This is a genomic window from Ectothiorhodospiraceae bacterium BW-2 (assembly GCA_008375315.1).
Taxonomy (GTDB): domain Bacteria; phylum Pseudomonadota; class Gammaproteobacteria; order Thiohalomonadales; family Thiohalomonadaceae; genus BW-2.
The window spans coordinates 2,537,879-2,560,578 of sequence record CP032507.1 but is presented as its reverse complement, the minus strand read 5'-3'; the positions used below and the strand labels follow the sequence as shown (position 1 = coordinate 2,560,578).

The window sequence follows — 22,700 nt, the reverse complement described above, 5'->3', positions numbered from 1 at the left end:
TCTCAAAACAGACCGCAATGCCAAACTTGCCGCACAGACGAGGATCACTATCTTGCGTTTTTTTTTCAATTTAATTCAAAATATTTGATAAAAAAGGATTGTCAATGCCGACACTTGGACTTCTTGAAGATGACCCACTCCAGCGCACCATGCTGCAACGCATTTTGCAACAGGCACACTATGAAGTACACCCCTTCACGACAATTCAGGAGATGATAAACGCATTGCAGCGGCAGAGTTTCGATCTGTTTCTACTCGACTGGTCACTGCCCGATGGCACTGCACTAGAGGTGATTCAACAGATTCGCCAGCGGCTCGGCTGGCAGACGCCGATTGTGATTCAAAGTATTCACGATACCGAAGCACAGATTGTCCACGCGCTAGAGCAGGGGGCGAACGACTATATCACCAAGCCGATTCGAGTTGCTGAGCTGACGGCGAGGCTCTATGCCCAGATGCGCACCAGCGTTACGAAGGAGCAGGAGCAGGAGCTGATCCTACCCGCAGGTTACTACTTTAATGAGGCCGAACACACCTTTAACTATCAGCACCAATCGGTTCGTCTCACCCCTATTGAGTATCGGCTACTGATCTTCCTAACTCGCCACAGCAATGAGCTAGTCTCACGACAGACCCTACTCGATGAGGTCTGGCTGCGCCCAACCTCCACCGACAGCCGTACCGTCGATACCACCATCGCCCGCATCAGAAACAAACTTAACGAACTACCCCACCATCCGTTTAACATCGGCACCGTGCGCGGATTCGGGTATCGCCTGTCGTTAGTCGAATCGTCACTACCGCCCCATCCGCCGCACCGTACCTAGCTCCTCTAGCGGTTTAGGGTGGCCGATGTGATAGCCCTGAGCGTAATCGACCCCCATCTCCCGTAACAGCGATTCGATTTGGCTATTTTCGACAAATTCGGCAATGGTCTGTAGCCCCATCACATGGCCAATATGGTTAATCGACTCCACTAGCGCTCGATCCGTCTGGGAGCTCTCTATCTCCCGAATAAAACTGCCATCAATTTTCAAGTAGTCCACCGCCAGATTACGCAGATAGCCGAACGAGGAGAGGCCGCTGCCAAAGTCATCGAGAGCAAAGCGACACCCAATCTGTTTTAACTGCTGTATAAAGTGGATAGCAGCATCGAGGTTGGCAATCGCCGCCGTTTCGGTGATCTCAAAGGTGACTCGCTCGGGGTTGGCACCATAGCCCTTAAAGGCGCTACGAATCGACTGCAAACAGGCGGGGGTGCCGATGGAGCTACCGGAGAGGTTGATTGCACAGTAGATCGCCGCCTCAGGGTGGCTGCGCTCCATATCCCCCTGCCAAGCGAGTGTATTTCGTACGACCCACTGGTCAATTTCGACCATTAAGTTATAACGCTCAGCCGCCGGAATAAAGGCCCCAGGAGGGATGATCTGACCGCTATGGTCAACCATTCGTACCAATATTTCGTAGTGGGCGTGGTACCGTTCTGAGCTGTGGAGCGGCTCAATACGCTGGCAGTAGAGTCGAAACCTATCACTATCGAGCGCCTGGCGGATCTCCTGTGCCCAGTGCATCTGCCCCTGTCGCTGGGCGACCTCACCATCATTAATATCATAGACATGGACTCGATTTCGACCTAAATCCTTAGCAGCATAGCAGGCGGTATCGGCACGACTTAAGAGTTGACCTAAACTCTCGCAGTGGAGATCGACCGTTACCAACCCGATACTGACTCCGATAGAGAACTGCCGCTCCTGCCACGGAAAACGGTAGCTAGCGATCGCCTCCCTCATCCGTTCGGCCACCCTCACCCCCGCCTCGACGCTAGCATTGTGCAGCAAGACACCAAACTCATCGCCCCCTAATCGGGCGAGTAGATCGTGCTCCCGCAGGCAGCTCTGTAACAGCTTAGCGACTTGGGTTAAGAGCTGATCTCCAGCGATATGGCCACAGGTATCGTTGACCAGTTTAAATTGATCGAGATCGAGATAGCCGATGATATGTTCGCCCTCATCTAGCTGAAGATGGGTTAACAGATTGGCCACCGCACTCTCGAACGCCGCGCGGTTCTTCAGTCCGGTTAGACTATCATGGCTCGCCTGATAGGAGAGCTGCGCCTGCATCTGTCGCGCTCGGGTTATGTCGTGAAACACGACCACCACACCGGTTAGACGCTTTTTACGATTAAGGAGCGGCGAGGCGGCGTGGTGTACGGCATAGAGCGTGCCGTCGCGGTGGCGCAGCAGTCGTGGCGAGGAGTCGGAGAGGGCGCTTTCGGAGCGAATCACCTGCTGCACAATCTGGCTACAGCTCTGCTCGGTCACCTCATCGCGACAGTCGTAAATCTGCTCAAAGGCGATCCCTTTCGCCTGACGGTTCGGCCAACCGGTCATCCGTTCGGCAGCGCTATTGACAAACGCCACCCGCCCCTCCTGATCGGTAGTAATGACGCCGTCGATAATCGACTCTAAGGTGATCTGCGCCTGCTCCTTCTCCTGAAACAGCTTATCCTCTATTTTACGCCGTTCAGTCACATCACGAATTAAGCCGGTAAAGAGACTCTCCCCATCTTTACGGCTCTGGCTAACGATAAACTCCATCGCAAATTTGGTATTGTCGGCCCGCTTACCGATAAATTCGCAAATTTGGTTCTGCTCGCCAAACTCAAATAGCGCTCGGCCCGCCCCCTCGCCATCACTACGAAACGGCAGATGGCGCTGCGCGGTGTCAAACAGAGTCGTTATCGACTCTCCCATGACTCGCTCATTGGTGTAGCCAAACAGCCGTTCGGCACCGGGGTTAAAGCTAGTCAGCTCGCCATGGCTGTTAAAGGTGACGATACCATCACGAATATCACGCACAATCGCTCTGGTGGTGGCAATCGCCTGCTCTAACGCCTCCATTAATAGATTATGGCGAGCCGCGATTTGACCCACTTCGGTAAAGGGCTCCTCCGGCAGCCGCTGGGTCAGATCTTGCTGCGCTTCGGCTCTATCCATCGCCTGTAGTAGCTCTAGTAGCGGCGTTCTCGCCCCATGTTCGGAGATATTCAGGCCAACGGCTTCCGCTTCGCGACTTACCCGCAGCGGCAGATAGCGGTTAATCAGCCCAAAGATGAGATAGCTGAGGCCAAACGCCCACACCCCGACAATCACAATCCCCTGTAGCTGTACCCAAAGCTGCTCAGAGGCTGAGAGTCCGGTGGCCAACTTATCGCTATCACCAAAGAGCGCCACCGCGATAGTCCCCCAAATTCCCGCCGCTAGGTGAACCGGCACCGCGCCAATGGCATCATCAATCCGCCGTCGTAACAACTCAACATGGGTCAGCACCATCACCACCGCCCCCACCGCGCCAATTAAGAGCGCCTGTAGCGTCCCAATAGCGTGGGCGCTCGCGGTCACCGAGACCAATCCGGCCAGAATCCCATTTAGAGGCAGTAGCACCTCATCTCGCCCCTGCGGTATCCACCGACTCACCAGCCAAGCTGTCACCCCGCCAGAGACCGCCGCTAACAGGGTATGGACAACCACCAGCGCCACTTCGCTGTTTAACTCCAGCAGCGAACCGCCATTAAAGCCGATCCAACCGATCAGAAAGAAGATCACCCCTAGCATCGATAGCGGCAGATTGCTCGCCGGAATCGTCTGCCCCCCTTCCGCACTAAAGCGCCCCTGACGGGGGCCAATCAGCAACAGCGCCGCCAGCGCCACCCAGCCGCCTAGGCTATGTACTAGCGTCGAGCCGGCAAAATCGACAAAACCCTGTTCGGCCAGCCAAGTCGGCTGCGGTAGGTAGGCTCCCCCCCAGATCCAGTGGCCGGCAACAGGGTAGATCACCACCACCACCACAGCGGTCATGAGGAGATAGCCGTTAAAGCGCACCCGTTCGGCCACCGCCCCTGAGACAATCGTTGCGGCGGTAGCACAAAACATCGCCTGAAACAGAAAAAAGACCGGCAACCACGGCGGGTTGCTCTCCATTGAGAGTAGCAGATGGTCGCTGCCGAACCAGCCCGAGACCGACTGACCAAACATGATCCCAAAACCGACCAGCCAAAACAGAAACAGCGCGAGCAGCAGATCAGCGGCATTTTTTAACGCCACATTGATGGCATTTTTAGTACGGGTCGCCCCCGACTCCAGTGCCAGAAAACCGGCCTGCATCAGTAGCACCAGTACCGAGCAGAGCAGCAACCAAAGTGTATCTAACAGTAGCTTGTCCATCGCACCCCTTTTGCTTTACGATAATAGCAATAGGGGGGTGAGCAAAAAACTATCCATATAGCATAGGTTAGGTTCTATTTCAGTGACATACGCTAAAAGAGTCGCCTCAGACCCCCTCTCGCCATGCCACAATGCACTCTATTGGTGCGGCGATAATGCGCCCTCTCTCACAAGCGCTCAAACAGCTCATCGATCCGTTTGACTGTCTCCACCTGCAACCCCTCAACCACCTGCCGAGAGCGGTTCGCATAGGGGATAATCGCTCGGGTAAAGCCGTGTTTAGCCGCCTCCCGCAGCCGCTCCTGTCCATTAGGCACTGGACGAATCTCACCGCCTAACCCCACTTCGCCGAAGATAATCAGCGTCTGCGGCAGCGGGCGATCACGCAGACTCGACCAGATGGCGGCTAAGAGCGCTAAATCGACCGCAGTTTCGTTCAGCTTCACCCCGCCAACGACATTGATGAAGATATCTTGATCAAAAGTGGCGATCCCCCCATGCCGGTGTAGTACGGCTAGCAGCAGCATGAGCCGGTTGACATCGAGCCCTACCGCTAACCGCCTCGGTGCCGAGCCGTGGCTCTCATCGACCAGCGCCTGTACCTCCACCAAGAGTGGCCGACTCCCCTCCACTGTCACCATCACCACACTGCCACTGCTATCGGGGTCACGGTTGGCCAAAAAGATCGCCGAGGGGTTGGTGATCGCCTTTAATCCCGCCTCGGTCATGGCAAACACCCCTAGCTCGTTCACCGCGCCAAAGCGATTTTTAACCGCCCGAATCACCCGATAGCGGCTACCGCTATCCCCCTCAAAATAGAGTACCGTATCGACCATGTGCTCTAGCACTCTAGGGCCGGCTAGCTGCCCCTCTTTAGTCACATGGCCGACCAAGAAGAGCCCCGTCTGGGTCTGTTTGGCAAACTGTACTAGCTTAGCGCAGCTCTCTCTAACCTGAGAGACCGAACCGGGGGCCGATGAGAGCATTTCGGAGTAGATCGTCTGCACCGAATCGATTACCAGCACCCGCGGCTGCTCCTGATAACAGGCGTGTAAAATCGCCTCCACCCGAGTTTCGGCTAAAATACGCACCGATTTTGCGGCTAATTGTAGCCGCCGAGCACGAAGCGAGACCTGCTGCGGCGACTCTTCGCCACTCATATAGAGCACGGCAAAGCGATCAGAGAGCTTATCGAGCACCTGCAGCAGTAGCGTCGATTTGCCGATCCCAGGATCGCCCCCTAACAGCACCACCGAGCCGGGCACCAGACCGCCGCCTAAGACTCGATCAAACTCCCCAATGCCGACGCTATCGCGTTCGACCGCTTCGCTTTCGACAGCGTTAAGTTCGATAATCGCCGCCGCCCCCGTCTGCCCAGCGCCGGCGTAGCCACCGAAACGGGGCTTAACCGCCGCCGCTGTTGTGACGGGTGCTAACTCCTCACCCATACTATTCCAAGCACCACAATCGCCGCACTGCCCCGCCCATTTCGGGGAGATAGCGCCACACTCACGACAGCTATACTGTAGCTTCGCTTTAGCCACGCAGCTCCCCTCGCCACCACCCTAACTGTTGCAGCGCTAAGGCGGTCTGCCGATTCAGTGCCACGCTAGGCAACTGTGTCAGTTCGAACCACGCCACCTCTGCGGCATCATCGCCAGCCTGCGGCTCACCGCCGAGATAGTCGGCGACCATATCGAGCACCACATAGTGGTAGAGATAGCCACCTAGGCCATCACTCACTCGGTTTTCAAAGTGGTAGATCACCTCTTTAGCGCAAATAGTCACCCCACACTCCTCCCACACTTCGCGCTCTGCCCCCTGCTGCAACGACTCTCCCCACTGTAGCCGCCCCCCCGGAACCGCCCACTCTCCAGCGGCGGGCGGTCTGCCCCGTTTAACCAGCAAAATCGCCCCGTTGTGAATCACAAACGCCCCCACCGCAACCACCGGTTGCGCGATACTCTCTTTAGGCTGCATACCTTGCCACCTTAGCTGCGGCTATATTTCGTGGCTTAAACGGTTTAAAAGTTGCATAATATCTGACATGGGCAGCGGCTCCTGTGTGTTGGCTGGTTTTGGGTCTCCTAAGCTTACCACTATAGCCTTCTGCCCTCCTCACTTTTTTCAAGCCTAACCAATAGTCTAACCGTTATGCTAACCGATAAACTGAAAAGCTGGCCCCAATACCTAATGCCAGGACACGCCCTCTCCCGTCTCACCCACCGCCTCACTCGCTGTGAAGTGAGTTGGTTCAAAAATGGGGCGATTCGCCACTTCTGCCGCCTGTTTCAGGTCGATATGGGGGCGGCTCAGCGCCAATCGCCGCACCAATTTCGCCACTTTAACGACTTTTTTACCCGTGAATTACGCCCAGAGTCCCGACCTATTGCGACTGACATTGATGGCCTCATCTCGCCGGTCGATGGTAGCGTCAGCCAATATGGACCGATTCGTCAAGGGCGAATGATTCAGGCTAAAGGGCGCGACTTTAGTGTCGCCGAACTCTTAGGCGAGAGCCACCCGATCAACGCCCGTCACTATCAGCAGGGGCAGTTTATCACCCTCTACCTCTCCCCGCGTGACTACCACCGCATCCATATCCCACTCGATGCCACCCTCACCGCCATGAGTTATATCCCCGGACGGCTGTTTAGCGTCAACCCGGCCACCGCTCGCACTATTCCAAAGCTCTTCGCCCGCAACGAACGGGTCGTCGCCCACTTTGCAACCCCCTTTGGCAAACTGGCTCTCATTATGGTCGGGGCGGTCAATGTCGGCAGCATTGAGACTCTCTGGGCCGGTGAGATCACCCCCCCTGCCGGTAAGCAGATCCACCACTGGCACTATGTCGATACCCCCGCGACCCACTTCACTAAAGGGGAGGAGATCGGTCGCTTTAACATGGGCTCGACGGTGATACTGCTGCTACAGCGGGCGAGACTCGATTGGAGTGAGGGGGTACAATCCCCCGCAGCGCGGCTCCAGATGGGGCAGTTAATCGCTCGGTTTCACTAAACCACAGTTGCCTATGGCTACCCAAACCCCCATCCAGAGCAATGAATAGACTATCTGTCACGCTTTTTTGTCAATTAATATCGAGATCTAACGCCATGACCACTACCATTCGCCCCACCTCGACTCTCGAAGAGTCCCTGCTCGCTCTTACCCAAGGTACCTTGGAGGATGAGCAGTTCATGCACTCGCTACTCAATAGCGAACTCTTTATGCCTATTCACGATGAGGACAAAATCGGCGGCCTACAGCGCTCCCAAATCGCTAAGCCGTTAACGATTACCAGTGATGAGGGGTATGACATTCTGATCCTCTTTACCGCACCGGAGCGAGGTAAGGCCTTTTTGGCTAACTACCCCGGTTATGAGGGGGGGCTATTGGCCGAGGCGAGTTGGATTTTAGAGCGGGTCGGCAGCGGCGTTGCTATCTCGATTAATCCGGGCCTTGAGATCGGCATCGATCTAGAACCTATGCTAGTCGAACAGCTCGTCGCCACTGTCAAAGCGAACGCCCCCCAACAACCCCTTTAATAACAGAACCATCCTCTCCCCTACGACCATGCCACCACTTATCGACTCTCTACCGCTCATCCCGCGCTGGCGCAAGGTGTTCTATACGCTAACACTACTGCTGTTAGCTAGTTTTGCCGCTCTGCCGCTGCTCTTAAAACAGCTAGTTGCCGATCAGCTTCAGAGTGCTACCGGTGAGGTCGTGGAGATAGAGAGCCTCGACTTCAGTCTGCTAGCCGGAAGCGTTACTCTACACCAACTGGTGATCGGTGCCGGCTCTGAGCCGCTAGCAAAACTGGAGCGGCTCTATCTCGATCTCGACTACCGCCAGCTACTCGAAAAGCGAGTCGTGGTCAAACAGCTAGTGATCGCCGGGGTGGTACTGCCCATTGACTATCAGGCCCAGAGCGGGGTAAGCATCGCCGGTGTCGCGCTTCCGGCTAGTTCGAAGGAGGAGCCGACGACAGACTCGGCAATCGAGTTGAGTTGGGGGGTTGGGTTTGAGACGATTCGTCTGGCCGATATTAGGCTCGATGTAAGTGGCGATATGCCACAGCGACTTCAGATTGAACAGCTCCTGCTGCACCAGCTCTATAGCTGGCAACCGCAACAGCCGACGCTAGCGCAGATCGATATAGCCCTCAACGATCTACCGCTACAGCTACTGGCAGAGATTACCCCACTCAACCAGCCGCTGCAGGGCGAGCTCTTTATCAGCCACAACGGTATCGAACTAGCCCCTCTGCTAGCCCCGCTACTCCCACCTGAGCAGTCGCTACAAGGTCAGTTATCGCACCAGGCCCACCTCCTGCTACAGCTAGCAGATAACCAGTTAACTCTAACCCATAACGGCCAACTGCAACTCAATAAGCTCCAATTTCAGCAGCCAGGGCAGCAGTTAACGCTGGATCAAATCGACTGGCAGGGCCACTCCCGTATTAGCTACGATCTCAACCAAGGCGCACTAAAGAGTCAGCTCAATGGCACCCTAACCCAGCAGCAGCTACAGGCCCAACTCGGCCAGCAGCAGCTAAGTCAGCAGCAGCTACAGTGGCAGGGGAAGCTACAATTTAACCAGCAGGCGGGGGAGCAGCAGCTACAGCATGAGGGGCAAGTGACCCTACAGCAGAGCCGCTACCAAGACCTGCTCACCCACTTTTCGCTGCCGCAGCTAGTGTTGATCGATAACAGCCGTAGCACGACGCTAAAGGGTGAACGGCGGCAGATCGAGAGCCAATCAGAGCTGACACTAGCGCCGTTAACACTCAGTCAGAGCGACGCTGAGGTGACTCTCAACAGCGGCCCGCTACGGTGGCGGGGCGATATCCGCCTCAATCAGAGTGAGGCAGGCGTCGAGCTGACGCTCAACGGCAACCTCGCGAACCAACATCTAGCCGCCACCGCCGCAGCGCAGCAGCTCCAGAGCGCTAGCCTTGAGTGGGAGGGGGAGATCGCACTGACGCAGTTATCAGATCAGCGACAACTAGCACTCAACGGCACGCTGACTCAGCAGCAGCTAGAGGCTCAAGTGGGCGAGCAACAACTCTCTCAGCAGCAGCTACGCTGGCAGGGGAGTGTCGATCTACAGCAGCCAGAGCCTAACAGCCTAATCTTAGCCCTTAAAGGTCAACTCGATAGCGAGTCAGTCAATGTTGCCAACCCAACCGCCGCCCAGCAGGCCTCTTATGAGCAGCTACAGTGGCAGGGTGAAGTCAATTGGCAGCAGCCACAGCAGCAGCTACAGCAGCAGAGTCGGCTCACCCTCACCGGTATAGGGGCAGAGGTGGCCGGGCTAGCGCTACAACAGCAGCAGCTTCAGTGGCAAGGTGAGATAGGGTGGCAACCCGAAACGGGGCCAAACATTAGCGGCGAACTCACGCTAAGCGGCCACCAGCTCCATCAGCAGCCCCAAGGAGAGCGGCTACTACAGCTACAACAGTTACAACTACAACAGCTCAACTACCACCCTGATGCCATCGATATCGGGCAGATGATCCTAAGTGGCATCGAACTTTCGCTAGAGCGCCAAGCCGACGGCTCACTCGCTCTGCCCCCCTCCCTAGCTCCCTCTCCCTCTCCGCCCCCCTCCCCTAGCGCCGATCAGATGTCGGGTGATCCCCCCATGGCGATTCGTATCGGTGGCTTAGAGTTTAGGGGGGATAACCGCCTCTCACTCCACGATGCGGTACCGACGCCCCCCTTGAAAGAGACCCTAACTCTCACTCAGCTACAGCTCGGCCCAATCGACTCGACCCGGCCAGATAGGGCCGCTCCGTTACAGCTACAGGCAACCCTTGGTGACTTCTCTACCGTGACTGTTACCGGAGAGGTGGCCCCCTTTGCCACGCTACCGACGCTCGATCTGACCGCCACTATTGAGGCCTTAGAGCTGCACGATATCAGCGGTTACGCCTCTCCGATCCTCGGTTACCACCTCGATAGCGGCCAGTTAAATAGCGATATTCAACTCACTATTGAGCAGGGCAAAATGAGTGGGCTAGCTAAGCTGTTAATTAACCAGCTACAGATCTCGCTCGCCGAGCGGACGGAGGCGGAGCAGCAGGCTAACCCTGCGCCGCCGTTAGAGATGGGGCTAGCGGTGCTGCGTGATAAGCAGGATAATATCGCACTCAATATTCCGATAAGCGGCGATACTAGCAATCCTCAGTTCAGTATCGGCGATATTATCAATACCGCCATTACCAATAGCGTTAAAATGGCCGCCACGACCTATCTTAAGGTGGCGCTACAGCCCTATGGGGCTCTCTTTGCTGTCGGCGAGATGCTGCATAAGATGTCACAAGAGATCCCCCTGCAGCCGCTACAGTTTGAGCCAGGCACTTCCACACTCACCGATACCCATCGCGACTACTTGACCAAGCTGGCCACGCTGTTAACTGAGCGCTCAGAGTTGCAGCTTAAGCTCTGCCCAACCGCTACCGAGTCAGATCGCGACGCTCTACAGCAGCAGGCGGCCCCCTCTCCTGCCCCCTCCCCTGCCCCCTCCCCCGCGCCAGCGCCAGCGCCTGTCGAGATAACCATTACCGATGAGGCACTGCTGCAACTAGCCAAAACTCGTGCGGCAAACGCCAAGCAGCGACTGTTGCAGCAGGGGATCGGTACGACCCGACTCTTAACCTGCCGCGCGGTCATAAAATCGACCGAAGAGGCGATCCCCGAAGTGGAGTTAAAGATGTAATCTTTGAATTTGGCTCAAAATCGGCTTAGACTCTCCCCTTTACCGAATGACAAGAGCCCATCAATGCCACCAGAACCTGCTGCGGAACCTGAAACTATCTCCCCTCTACTAGAGCACTACCACCCCTCCAGCCATTTCGATGAGCTGTTTAGCGCCAGTGGTGAGCTACACCCCCACTGGCACTATCTACTACGAGTGCTGGAGGATTTAGGCCCTGAGGAGATTGAGGAGCGCAGTCGAGAGATCGGCCGCCTGCTGCGCGATAACGGTGTCACTGGGGGTGCCTTTGGTGAGCCGCGACAGCTACGACGCCCTTGGGTGCTCGATCCGGTACCGCTGTTAATCTCCAGCCACGACTGGCTCGATATTGAGCGTGGCGTACAGCAGCGGGCTGAGCTACTCAATCTGCTGCTCAAAGATCTCTACGGCCCTGCCAAAGTGTTAAGAAAGGGGCTACTCCCTCCAGAGTTAATCTACGCCTCCCCCACCTTTCTGCGCCCCTGTCACGGCCTCTCCCTCCCCGATGATCGGATGCTCCAGTTCTATAGCGCCGACCTAGAGCGCTGTCACGACGGCTCTTTTCAGATCACCACCGATCGCTGCGGCTCGTTAGGGGGTATCGGCTACGCTCTGGAGAATCGGGTGGTGCTATCGCGAGTCTTCCCTAGTCTGTTTCGCGACTCGCAGGTACACCGCCTCGCCGCCTTCTTCCGTCGCCTGCGCTACCGAATCCATAAGCTAGCTAATGAGCAGAGTGAGCCGCTACGCATTGTTATTCTCTCCCCCGGGCCGGGAGATGAGGCCTATTTTGAACACGCCTATATTGCCCGCTATCTGGGTTATACTCTCGTTGAGGGGGCCGATCTAACCGTCAGAGAGGGGCGGGTCTGGCTCAAAACGCTAGAGGGGCTACAGCCGGTACAGGTGATTATTCGCTGGCTAGAGAGCCATCTGTGTGATCCGTTGGAGCTACGAGAAGATTCGCTCTTTGGGATTGCCGGGTTAGTGCAGGCGGTTCGTAGTCAGAACGTTACCGTCCTAAATCCACTCGGTGCTGAGGCGGTTAACAGTCCAGCGCTGACCCCGTTTCTCCCTGAGCTGTGCCAATATCTACTCGGAGAGCCGCTGCAGCTCCCCTCCTCCCCCCGCTGGTGGTGTGGTCGCAAAGCCGACTACGACTATGTTACCACCCACCTCGATGAGCTAGCGATTCGCACCCTGCTGCCAGAGGCGACGACTCTCCTCAACGGCAGCGAACTCTCGGCGAACCAGCGCCATGAGCTGTTAGAGCAGATGAGGCATCAGCCGCAGCTCTATATCGCCCAGCCGGTTACCGAACCGACCACAGCCCCGCTATTCGAGGGCCGTAGCCTCAGGGCGCATCCGGTACTGTTGCAGATCTTCGCCGCCGCCGATGAGGGGGGCTATCAACTCCTTCCCGGCGGCATAGGCCGCCTCGCCGGGACGGCACCACAGCGAACGCCGCTACTGCGCCATGGCGGTATTAGTAAAGATATCTGGCTGCTCGCTTCTGAGCCGGAGCTTCAGTTCCAGAGTATGATGCCGGGGAACGATAGCGTACCGCAGTTTCGGCGTAACGAGATCCCGAGTCGGGTGATAGAGAACCTCTTCTGGCTCGGGCGCTATCTGGAGCGAGCCGAAAGTAGCGTCAGGCTACTGCGAACGGTGCTGTTAATGCTGCTCAATCCGGTAGAGCTACCCCTCAATAATCAGTGCCAGCACGGCCTGCTACGGGCGATCACCCGTACCACCGAGACCTATCCTGGCTTTATCGGCGATGGGGCAGCGGCGCGGCTTAAACAGCCGGAGGCGGAGCTTATGTCAGTCTTTCTCGATCGCGAGCGTCCCGGTACCCTGTCGTTTAATCTAAACGCTCTGCTCTACGCCGCCCGCAGCGTTCGCGAACGGATTTCGTCCGATATCTGGCGGGTCTTTAACCGCATTGAGGAGAGTCTGGAGCTGTTACAGAACCAAAATCGGTTTCGCTCGTTAACCAATCTCGACTCCTCCGGCGAAGATGCGCTCAATGATGCCCAAGAGCAGCTCGATGAGCTGGTAATCGCTTTCGCCGCCTTTAACGGGCTGATGGCCGAAAATATGACCTATGGCCAGGGGTGGCGCTTCCTCTCTATCGGTCGTCGGCTAGAGCGGGCAACGCAGATGACCCATCTGCTACAGGCGACCCTCTCTACCCCCTGTCGCGAAGAGAGCGCCATTATGGAGCAGCTACTGGTGATCTGTGACAGCCAACTGACCTACCGCAGCCGCTACCGTACCCAAGTCCATATCCACCCCCTGCTCGATCTACTATTACAGGATGAGACCAATCCCCGCTCGCTCAGCTTTCAGCTCGATGCGCTACAGCACTTTATTACCGAACTACCGCGCCATAATCTATTCGCCTACAAAAGCCGTGAGGAGCGGCTGGTGCTAGAGGCGATTAGTCGGGTGCGACTCGCCGATCCGGCGCTATTAGGTCAGACCGAGGGGGAGTCGCCGCCACAACGGCAACGGCTCATTGCCCTGCTAGCCGATCTGGAGTCGCTGCTGCCACACATCTCCGATGCTATGAGTAACGCCTACTTTAACCATACCGAAAACTCGACCCAGCTAGTTCAACTTGAAGGGGTAGTGCAATGAGTCGAGGTGGACGATAGCCCCATGCAGTACCAAATTCGCCATGTGACCGAATATCTCTATCAAGGCCGTGTGGCGCTGTGCCATAACACCGCCCGCCTCATCCCCCGCAACAGTGAGCACCAACGCCGACTAGAGGCCAGTTTACAGATCGATCCCCCCCCCGCCTTCAGTCAGCGCTACAGTGACTACTTTGGCAATGTCACCACCTATTTTGCCGTAGATCAGCCCCACAGTCGGCTGCAGGTGACTTCGCACAGCCGACTAGAGATTAGCCACCCCGGTATTCTCCCGCTCCCCACCCACTCCCCCCCGTGGGAGGAGGTTCGTGATGCCGTGGCCGGTTGTGGTGATGATGCCCTGCTGCACGCCCACGGCTACACCTTCGCCTCGCCCTATGTCCCCCTGCTGCCGCAGCTATACGACTACGCTAGCGAGAGTTTCGATCTCGGCCGCCCACTACTTGATGCAGTGCGTGAGCTGATGCAGCGTATCTTTAACGACTTTAGCTACGCCCCCGGCTTTACCACCTTAGTGACGCCGCTACAGAGTGTTTTTGAGCATCGTCGGGGGGTCTGCCAAGATTTTGCCCACCTAATGATCGCCTCACTGCGGGTGCTAGGGCTGCCGGCTCGCTATGTCAGTGGCTATCTGGAGACCTTACCCCCCCCGGGAGAGGAGAAACTACAGGGATCAGACGCCTCTCACGCTTGGATCTCGGTCTATATCCCCGAAATGGGCTGGACCGATTTTGATCCAACCAATAATCAAATCCCCACCACCCAACATCTAACGATCGCTTGGGGGCGCGACTATAGCGACGTAGCGCCATTAAAAGGGGTCATCTACGGCGGCGGAACGCACACTCTCGCGGTCGCGGTCGATGTAACTCGGCTAGGTGAGTTAGAGTAGGCAACGAAAAGGGATAGTGGTGAACGCAAAACAGAAGGCAGATATTAATAGATTAGCCTATATCGGCTCAAAACCGGGTCTAAAAAAGAGCAGTGATCGAGACTCTGACGCTTGGTTTACCCCCAGTCTCTATACCGATATGGCCAGAGAGGTCATGGGGGAGATAGATCTCGATCCATTTTCGTCGGCGACAGCCAACGCCCATGTCAGAGCGAAGCGCTTTTTTGATCCCACCGATGACGCCTTTAACCAAGAGTGGTTTCGAGTCCCCGGGCGGGTATTTATGAATCCCCCCTACGGCAGGAGGTTAATCAATGCGGCCGTTGATCTCTTTTTGGATCATTGGCATCAACAGCGTGTCTGTGAAGCGATTGTACTGGTTAATAACTCCACCGAGACGCGCTGGTTTCACGCCCTACTGCACAGCGCCACCTCACTCTGCCTACCTGATCGAAGGATCGCTTTTGAAAATGACGATGGCAAATTTATCTCTGGTAATACACGCGGGCAGGTGTTTTTCTATTTCGGAGCGAGGCGGGCGCGTTTTGGCACCATATTTAGCCGCATTGGCGTCGTCTTAGCTACCAATACATCCTACTGCCAAGAGGAGAAAAGATAAGAGGAGAGCAAGAAGGGGGGGAGTAGTTATCTTGCGGTCTTAAGTTGGCGCGCATGGAAGGAGTCGAACCTCCGACCGCCTGGTTCGTAGCCAGGTACTCTATCCAGCTGAGCTACATGCGCGTATTCTATTTTGGAGCGGGAAACGAGATTCGAACTCGCGACCCCAACCTTGGCAAGGTTGTGCTCTACCAGCTGAGCTATTCCCGCTTGGAAAGTGAGGCGCATTATACTCAGATAATCTAAGCTGTCAACAACCCAAATGGACTCTCCCCTTTAAAATGTTGTTTATTAAATAAAAAAATAAATAAAATCAACACGATAACTTATTGTTTAAAAATTTTCAAATAACCCGACATACCCCCTGGAGGGGGGCTAAGATGGCAGCGTTGAACCGCAACAACTTCGAATAGGGTTTTCGGATGCCGGTTCGGTTCCCCAACATGCATCGAATTGAATTGAACATCTCGGGCAAGCCATCTTGCCTCCGGTGGCGTCACGGCTCACACCTTTTTCGCCACATAAACGCCGTAGCCGTAGTCGTCCCGGAATTTGTCATAAAGGGCAATCTCGTGCCGTTCCGCATCGACGATAGCCTTGGCCTGGTCGCTGTGGCCATGTCGCTCCAAAAACGCATCAAAACGGCTCTGCATGGGGCGATAGTAGTTGTCAAGCCAACAATGGATCGGCAGGACAAAGTAGCCTTCCGGGCTATAGCCATGCCGTTCAAGGAGCCCGATCTTTGCTGATGCGACATCGATCTCGGGATATTCGCTCTGCCAATGGGACTGGAGCTCCGGCGATCGTGTGGCGCTGAACCAGGTGATCTCAGAAACGATGAGCTTTCCACCGGGCTTTAGGAATCGCCTCCAGGCTGACACCCCAGCTTCGAAGCCTATGTTGTAAATAGCCCCTTCGGACCAGATCACATCGAACTGTTCCTCAGCAAAAGGCAGCTCATCCATGGAGCAGTTCAGCGGGGTGATCCTGTCCGCCACGCCGTGGTCGCTAGCTCTGCTCTGAAGCTCGTCGAGAAACTGCGGCAGGAGATCCACGGCGGTGATGTCGGCATCCAGCTCCTTGGCCAGAAGGATGGTGGATGAGCCAGTACCGCAGCCAACATCAGCGATCTTTAGCGGACGCGAGCGGTCGAGACCAGCTAGCTCCATTGCCCGTTTTGATTCAGCGTCCCCACCAGGTCCTTGCCTGATATTTGATTTATGCAAATCAAGCAAAAGCTGCATTTGCAAATCATCCATATTCCCTCCCGTTAATTCACACACTTCTTTCCTGCTCTCTTTGAGCAGATGAGAGAGCTGGATGAGTGCCGGACATCTACTAATTATGATTTGGCGGCTCTTATTACGGCCTGCATTGCCATGTTTCTCTTTAAAGCCGGTTCTCGTAATGAAATGAATAATCTGCGCGAAGAGAAACGCTTTCGCAAAAACTACCAGCGGTTGTTCAAAATGCCGCTACCTCATATGGATACCGTCGATAATGTCATGCGACAACTCACGGAGGATCAACTGCAAAAACTGACTCAATCCATGGTTAGGGCGCTGTTGAAAAAGAAGATATTCCACAATCAACGGCTGTTTGGTGAATGGTTTGTCATTGCGGTGGATGCGAGCGGGATTCATAGTTTTACAGAGTGTCCCCATGAACAGGCGCTGCACAAAGACTACAGCAGCGGTAAAAGTAGCTGGCATAACATGGTTTTAGAGGCCAAACTGATTACCGCTAACGGCTTCGCCATCTCCATTGCCACAGAGTGGCTGGAAAACCCCGAAGAGGGCAACTATGACAAACAGGATTGTGAGCGTAAGGCATTCAAACGCCTAGCAAAAAAGTTGAAATCGGCGTTTCCGCGTCTACCCATCTGTCTGGTTGCCGATGGACTCTATCCTTATCAGGGATTCTTCGAAATTTGCTCAGAGTATGGTTGGGGCTGGATAGTCACCTTCAAGGATGGCAATCTGCCATCTGTTTGGGAAGAGGTTAAATCCTTGTGCCAGTTAACATCCGGCAATCAACGAAAAATCATTCTACGGCAACAGGATAATGTCATTGAGCAAAACTATACATGGATTAACGATATTGACTATCATGGCGTGAAACTACACTGGCTGGAATGCATAGAGACAACCACCGACAAAGAGGGGCAGATAATTGAAAATCGGTTCGTTCACATTAGCTCCTATCCCATCAACTGGAATACGGCACCGGAATTGAGCCGTACCGGACGCTTACGCTGGAAAATAGAGAACGAAGGCTTTAATACCCAAAAAAATCATGGATATGCATTAGAGCACAAATTTTCACGGGTGAGTTATCTGGCGACCAAGAATTACTACCAGTGCTTGCAAATAGCTCACATCATCAATCAGTTACTGGTATTTAGCAAGACATTTCAAAGTGTTATGCAGGGGAAGATGACCTTAAAGCGCATCTGGGGAAAGATGATTGCCGTTATGACTGAACGAAAACTGTCGGTAACGAAATTAGCCCAACTCACCGGGCGCCCCTGCCAGATTCGACTCATCAATTAAAAGACGATGGAGATCCCCGCTCCGAAATTCGGGATAACCCTCATTACACACTGGAGACAAGCTCACTCAACACCGCTGTACAATTTGAAATAGTTGACTTTTCAACAAGGAAATGTTGAGAAGAGGGGGGGTATTGTCGCCAAGAAAGCAAGGCTATGTAGTGATGCTGGTTTGGCGGTGACTCTGAATTGCTGAACGAAATGGTCAAGGTTGACCGCGACATTATGGTACTAGCTAACCCCGAAATCGCCCAACTCCCTAACTGGGTGATTGCGCTGGTGGCAGCTGGGGGACTGGCAGCGGCACTCTCGACCGCAGCAGGACTACTGCTTGCGATCGCCTCGGCCATTTCGCACGATCTGTTAAAGGGGGTATTTATGCCCTCAATCTCAGAGAAAAACGAGCTAATGGCAGGGCGCATCGCGATGGCGGGGGCGATTTTAGTCGCCGGCTATCTAGGGATGCACCCCCCCGGCTTTGCCGCTCAAGTGGTAGCGCTCGCCTTCGGCCTAGCCGCCTCGTCACTCTTCCCAGCACTGATGATGGGTATCTTCAGCAAGCGGATTAATAATATCGCTGCCGTTGCCGGTATGCTGGTCGGTCTCGGATCAACACTGCTCTACATCTTCTGGTTTAAAGGGTGGTTCTTTATTCCGGGAACGGCAATGGCACCGAATAACGCCGAACACTGGTTTATGGGGATTCAGCCTGAATCCTTCGGTGCCATTGGCGCTCTACTCAACTTTGCCACTGCGATTATCCTCTCCAAAGTGACCGCTCCCCCACCGGAGCATATTCAGACTCTGGTTGAAGATATTCGCGTGCCTAAAGGCGCTAGTAGCGCTACCGACCACTAGAGGCCAGACTTTTCAACCGGCGACACACTGTCGCCGGTTGAGCCTCTCCTCCTCCCACCCACCCTATCGGGTTAGATTTTGGAACAGCGTGGATATTGAACTACTAGAGATTCGCAACTTTCTCGCCCTCTACCCACCGTTTGATCTGCTAGAAGAGAGGCAGCTTAACGCCCTGCCCCAGCGGCTACAGATCCGCTATTTTCGACAACACGCCCTACTGCCACCCCTACAGGCGTTAACGATTATTCGTCAAGGGGCACTCTCGCTCCTCAATCCACAAGGCGAGCTACAACAGCAGCTAAGTGAAGGCGATCACTACCTTCCCGACCCCAATACCCCTCAACAACTACAAGCAATAGAGGATAGCCTAGTCTATCTGCTCCCCTCATTGAGGTCGAACGGCTACGACAACAGCAGCGCAAATTTGATCACCACTTCAGCCAGCCCCTGACCCGTCGCCTGCGCAAAGCGACCCACTACCTCCACACCTCACCGCTACCGATCACCGCGATCAACCAACCACTAGCCGACATTATGCGGCCGCTAACCCTAACCGCCGCAGCCACGATCCCCATTACCGAAGCGGCTCGACTCATGCAGCAACATAGCCTCTCTGCCCTCTTTATCGGCAGCCCCGATCGCTTAGAGGGGGTAGTGACCGATCTTGATCTACGCAATCGCTGCCTCGCCGCCGCCCTCTCTCCCGCTACCGCCATTAAGTCGATTATGACCCTCAACCCACTGACGATTGAGCGTAGCGCTTCGGTCAATGAGGCACTCTATCTGCTCTCTAGCCACCAAATTAACCATCTCGCAGTGGTCGAACAGGGGCAGCTCTGCGGCATGATCACCAGCCTCGATCTACTTCGGCTACAGAGCGATCACCCGCTCTATCTGACGGTCGATATCGGCCGCTGCCAGAGCCACCATGAGCTAATAACGCTAGCGCAACGACTACCGAAACTACAGTCTCAGCTCACCCTCTTCGGCCACAGCGCCGAACATATCCACCAAACCATGACACTCTTAAGTGACGCCATTACCCGCCAGACCCTCAGCCTCACACTACAGCAGCAGGGGGAGGCACCGACAGCCTGGTGCTGGATCTGCGGCGGCTCACAGGCACGGCAGGAGCAGCTCACCTATAGCGACCAAGATAATGCGCTCATTATTGCCGATGGCGCCTCAGAGAGTGATCTTAACTGGTTTCAACACTTCGCCACGACCGTCAACCAGCACCTAGCACAGTGTGGCTACCCGCTCTGCTCCGGCAGAGTGATGGCGCAACACCGCCCCTGGTGTCGCACCCTCACTAGCTGGCAGCGGCAGTGGCAGCAGTGGCTAACGGCACCGACCCTCCATAGCGTGGCCGTCGCCGTTAATCTACTCGATGCCCGCCCCCTAGCGGGCGATCTAACCCTCTTTGAGTCTGTATGGTCTCCGCTGAGCCGCGACATTGCCCGACAAGAGCGCTTTTTGCGCTATCTTGCCGCCCACGCCGTCACCTGCCGCCCCCCGATCGGCTTTTTTCGCCAACTGGTGGTCATGGGCGAGGGGGAGCACGCCGAAGAGCTCGATATCAAACAGGGGGCACTGATTCCACTCGTCTCACTCGCCCGCCACCGCGCCCTCGCACTAGCCCTTGCCCCCCTCCCCCCATCGACCCTCAACCGCCTGCGCCAGTGCGAATCTGCCGGCCAACTCAATCGAGAAGAGAGCATCGAGCTACAACAGGCCTTTCATTTTGTTGCCAAGCTGCGGCTGCGCCACCACGCCCAACAGATAGCCAACGCGCAGCCGGTCGATAACTTTATCAACCCCAACCACCTCAGTCGCTGGGAGATGCAGCACCTAAAGGAGATCTTCCTCACCCTGCGCCAGTGGCAGAGCCAACTAAGCCAGCACTACTCTGTGGCCGAATTGAGTTAGGCGAATCGAACGATGCAGTGGCCCCGTTTTCTACTCAGTGACAACCACTACCGCCTACAACGACTACGCCACTGCCCGACAGGCACCGCCCTGCACCACTTCCTCTCCACCCCCTTTCCCGATCCGAACACACCGAGCCGTCAGGTACCGATAGTCGCTATCGATCTAGAGACCACCGGCCTCAAGGCGAAAGAGGATGATATCCTCTCCATCGGCCTGCTCCATCTCAATGGCGAGATCATCGAACTACAACAGAGTCTCCACCTCTTAGTCCGTCCGGCGCAAGCGATTCCCGAACCGAGTGCGATTATCCACGGAATTACCGATACCGATGCCGCCGCCGGCCTCCCCCTAGAAGAGGCACTCAACCAGATCCTCCCCCTCATCGCTGGACGGGTGATGCTAGCCCACCACGCCGCGATGGAGCTTAACTTTATCGGCCGAGCTATCGAAATCATTTACGGCTGCCGCTGGATAGTACCGGTCATCGATACCGAATGGCTCGCCCGCCGCCAGATGCAGCGGCGCAACCTGCCGATAAGGCGCGGTGATCTGCGCCTAGCTACACTGCGTCAACACGCCCAACTGCCACTCTATAGAGCCCACAACGCACTCAGTGATGCGTTAGCCACCGCAGAGCTCTTTTTAGTGCAACGAGAGCAGCTAACCGGTGGCAAGGATCTACCGCTCAAACGGCTGCTCTACCCTCGCGCGGGGTTGTGATCTAGGGTACATTAGTAACCTCACACCGATAGGTTTTGTATGATATTCCCCCCTCAATTTAAGGAACCATCACTATGAATCGTTATCTTTTACACACTCTAGCACTGCTACTCCTCTCTAGCTGCTCCAGCTCTTCAGACAACAGTAGCCAGCCCACACAAGCCGATGAGAAGAGCCCCTCCTCGCTCACGCCTACAGATACCGATAAGACTGACTCACCAACACAAGAAGAGCCATCCCTCGATACAACCGAAGCCGATGAGACTAATCCAGACTCATCGGCAAAACCAACCTATCCCATTGTCGATACGATGCAGGCGCAGTGCTTTAATGCGACCACGCCTATCGACTGTCCGACGAGTGGCTCGCCCTTTTATGGCCAAGATGGGCAGCAACAGGGAAATCAGGCTAGCTATCTTCTCCATGAAGAGGGTACGGTGAGCGATCAAATAACCGGCTTGATGTGGATGCAGAGCCCTGATCTAACCAACGATCAGAGCATCACCGCCAAGGATAAATTGAGCTACAGCGCTGCGATTGACTATTGTGAGAGCCTCTCACTCGCCGGTTACAACGATTGGCGCTTACCAGACATCAAAACACTCTACTCACTCATCGACTTTCGCGGACTCGATCCTAGTAGCTATACCGGCAGCGAGACTAGTGGACTTACCCCCTTTATTGATACTCGCTATTTTGGCTTTGGCTATGGCGATACCTCTGCCAACGAACGACTCATTGATGCCCAGTTTGTCTCCGCTACCCGATATGTCTCCACCACCATGAATGGCGATGAAACCGTTTTTGGGGTCAATTTTGCCGATGGCCGTATCAAAGGCTATCCCACCACTATGCAAGGATCTGATAAAACCTTCTATACTCTGTGCGTCCGAGATAACCCTACTTACGGTAGCAACCGATTCGTCTCCAACGGCGATGGCACCATTACAGATGAGGCGACCCAGCTAATGTGGCAGGCTAGCGATAGTGGTGTCGGTCTCAACTGGGAGGAGGCCTTAAAGCTAGCCGAACAACGCAATAGCGAAAACCATCTAGGGTATCGTGACTGGCGTCTGCCAACTATCAAAGAGTTACAAAGCCTATTGGACTACAGCCTCTCTCCGGATACCCACGCTAACCGAGCGGCCATCGACTCACTCTTTGGCGTCAGCGCAATCACCAATGAGGCAGGGCAGACCGATGCCCCCTATTACTGGAGCAGTACTACCCACGCCACTCTCGGCGAAATCAGTGGAGGGTATGGAGCCTACATCGCTTTTGGCAGAGCCATCGGCTCAATGGATGGTGGCAAAAGTTGGTTGGATGTCCATGGCGCCGGTGCTCAACGCAGTGATCCGAAAAGTGGCAATGCCGCTGACTATCCCCAAAGCCACGGGCCTCAGGGCGATGCGTTGAGGGTCTTCAACTATGTTCGTTTAGTCCGTAGCGTTCAATAGGTCGGGGGTAGCTAACCCTCTCATCTAAGTGAAGTCGCCCTCAGTGTG

The 22,700-nt window shown here is 55.3% G+C and carries 17 protein-coding genes and 2 tRNA genes; 13 read left to right on the top strand and 6 right to left on the bottom strand.

The window, feature by feature from the left end:
* The first annotated feature begins 104 nt into the window (after positions 1 to 104).
* The gene (locus D5085_12310) at positions 105 to 827 is read left to right on the top strand and encodes a DNA-binding response regulator (protein QEP43838.1); all 723 of its coding nucleotides are present in this window, start codon (positions 105 to 107) and stop codon (positions 825 to 827) included.
* On the opposite strand, the gene amt is transcribed toward D5085_12310, so the two are convergent.
* From amt to D5085_12295, 3 genes are all read right to left on the bottom strand, one after another.
* Positions 798 to 4,223, bottom strand: coding sequence for an ammonium transporter (gene amt / locus D5085_12305; GenBank protein QEP43837.1), 3,426 nt, complete (start codon positions 4,221 to 4,223; stop codon positions 798 to 800). The two genes, D5085_12310 and amt, sit on opposite strands and share 30 nt — an antisense overlap.
* A gap of 167 nt (positions 4,224 to 4,390) precedes the next feature.
* Positions 4,391 to 5,767: a DNA repair protein RadA gene (gene radA, locus D5085_12300; GenBank protein ID QEP43836.1), complete on the bottom strand. Its 1,377-nt coding sequence runs from the start codon at positions 5,765 to 5,767 to the stop codon at positions 4,391 to 4,393.
* Complete coding sequence (locus D5085_12295) at positions 5,760 to 6,203, bottom strand: NUDIX domain-containing protein (GenBank protein ID QEP43835.1); 444 nt, start codon at positions 6,201 to 6,203, stop codon at positions 5,760 to 5,762. Before D5085_12295 ends, radA begins: the two co-directional genes overlap by 8 nt.
* 174 nt (positions 6,204 to 6,377) lie before the next feature.
* Between D5085_12295 and psd the strand changes: the two genes are divergently transcribed.
* The 6 genes from psd (at position 6,378) to D5085_12265 (ending at position 15,135) form a co-directional block, all read left to right on the top strand.
* Positions 6,378 to 7,241 carry a phosphatidylserine decarboxylase gene (psd, locus tag D5085_12290; protein ID QEP43834.1) on the top strand — a complete coding sequence of 288 codons (864 nt, stop codon included), beginning with the start codon at positions 6,378 to 6,380 and terminating at the stop codon, positions 7,239 to 7,241.
* 95 nt (positions 7,242 to 7,336) lie between these two features.
* On the top strand, positions 7,337 to 7,768 hold the full coding sequence (locus D5085_12285) for an SseB family protein (GenBank protein QEP43833.1): 432 nt from the start codon (positions 7,337 to 7,339) through the stop codon (positions 7,766 to 7,768).
* A 28-nt stretch (positions 7,769 to 7,796) separates the two neighbouring features.
* A complete protein-coding gene (locus D5085_12280; GenBank protein ID QEP43832.1) occupies positions 7,797 to 10,946 on the top strand; it encodes a DUF748 domain-containing protein in 3,150 nt (1,049 codons plus the stop codon).
* Between the two features lie 63 nt (positions 10,947 to 11,009).
* Complete coding sequence (locus D5085_12275) at positions 11,010 to 13,607, top strand: hypothetical protein (protein QEP43831.1); 2,598 nt, start codon at positions 11,010 to 11,012, stop codon at positions 13,605 to 13,607.
* A 21-nt stretch (positions 13,608 to 13,628) separates the two neighbouring features.
* Positions 13,629 to 14,516: a transglutaminase family protein gene (locus D5085_12270; protein QEP45148.1), complete on the top strand. Its 888-nt coding sequence runs from the start codon at positions 13,629 to 13,631 to the stop codon at positions 14,514 to 14,516.
* 19 nt (positions 14,517 to 14,535) lie between these two features.
* Positions 14,536 to 15,135 (top strand): hypothetical protein, encoded by a 600-nt coding sequence (locus D5085_12265; GenBank protein ID QEP43830.1) that lies wholly within the window; start codon positions 14,536 to 14,538, stop codon positions 15,133 to 15,135.
* Positions 15,136 to 15,180: 45 nt separating this feature from the next.
* Here the strand turns inward: D5085_12265 and D5085_12260 are convergent.
* From D5085_12260 to D5085_12250, 3 genes are all read right to left on the bottom strand, one after another.
* A tRNA-Arg gene (locus tag D5085_12260) sits at positions 15,181 to 15,257 on the bottom strand.
* An 11-nt stretch (positions 15,258 to 15,268) separates the two neighbouring features.
* Positions 15,269 to 15,344: transfer RNA gene (locus D5085_12255), tRNA-Gly, on the bottom strand.
* Between the two features lie 293 nt (positions 15,345 to 15,637).
* Positions 15,638 to 16,393, bottom strand: a complete 756-nt coding sequence (locus D5085_12250) for a class I SAM-dependent methyltransferase (GenBank protein ID QEP43829.1) — start codon at positions 16,391 to 16,393, stop codon at positions 15,638 to 15,640.
* Positions 16,394 to 16,441: 48 nt separating this feature from the next.
* Here D5085_12250 and D5085_12245 point away from each other — a divergent pair, with 48 nt between their 5' ends.
* The 6 genes from D5085_12245 to D5085_12220 all read left to right on the top strand — a co-directional run bounded on the left by D5085_12245 (position 16,442) and on the right by D5085_12220 (position 22,652).
* The gene (locus tag D5085_12245) at positions 16,442 to 17,686 is read left to right on the top strand and encodes a hypothetical protein (GenBank protein QEP43828.1); all 1,245 of its coding nucleotides are present in this window, start codon (positions 16,442 to 16,444) and stop codon (positions 17,684 to 17,686) included.
* 200 nt (positions 17,687 to 17,886) lie between these two features.
* Positions 17,887 to 18,543: a hypothetical protein gene (locus tag D5085_12240; protein QEP43827.1), complete on the top strand. Its 657-nt coding sequence runs from the start codon at positions 17,887 to 17,889 to the stop codon at positions 18,541 to 18,543.
* Positions 18,544 to 18,631: 88 nt separating this feature from the next.
* Complete coding sequence (locus D5085_12235) at positions 18,632 to 18,994, top strand: hypothetical protein (protein ID QEP43826.1); 363 nt, start codon at positions 18,632 to 18,634, stop codon at positions 18,992 to 18,994.
* A gap of 83 nt (positions 18,995 to 19,077) precedes the next feature.
* Positions 19,078 to 20,472: a CBS domain-containing protein gene (locus D5085_12230; protein QEP43825.1), complete on the top strand. Its 1,395-nt coding sequence runs from the start codon at positions 19,078 to 19,080 to the stop codon at positions 20,470 to 20,472.
* Between the two features lie 12 nt (positions 20,473 to 20,484).
* Positions 20,485 to 21,195: a 3'-5' exonuclease gene (locus D5085_12225; GenBank protein QEP43824.1), complete on the top strand. Its 711-nt coding sequence runs from the start codon at positions 20,485 to 20,487 to the stop codon at positions 21,193 to 21,195.
* A gap of 74 nt (positions 21,196 to 21,269) precedes the next feature.
* The gene (locus tag D5085_12220) at positions 21,270 to 22,652 is read left to right on the top strand and encodes a DUF1566 domain-containing protein (GenBank protein QEP43823.1); all 1,383 of its coding nucleotides are present in this window, start codon (positions 21,270 to 21,272) and stop codon (positions 22,650 to 22,652) included.
* The last annotated feature ends 48 nt before the right edge of the window (positions 22,653 to 22,700 follow it).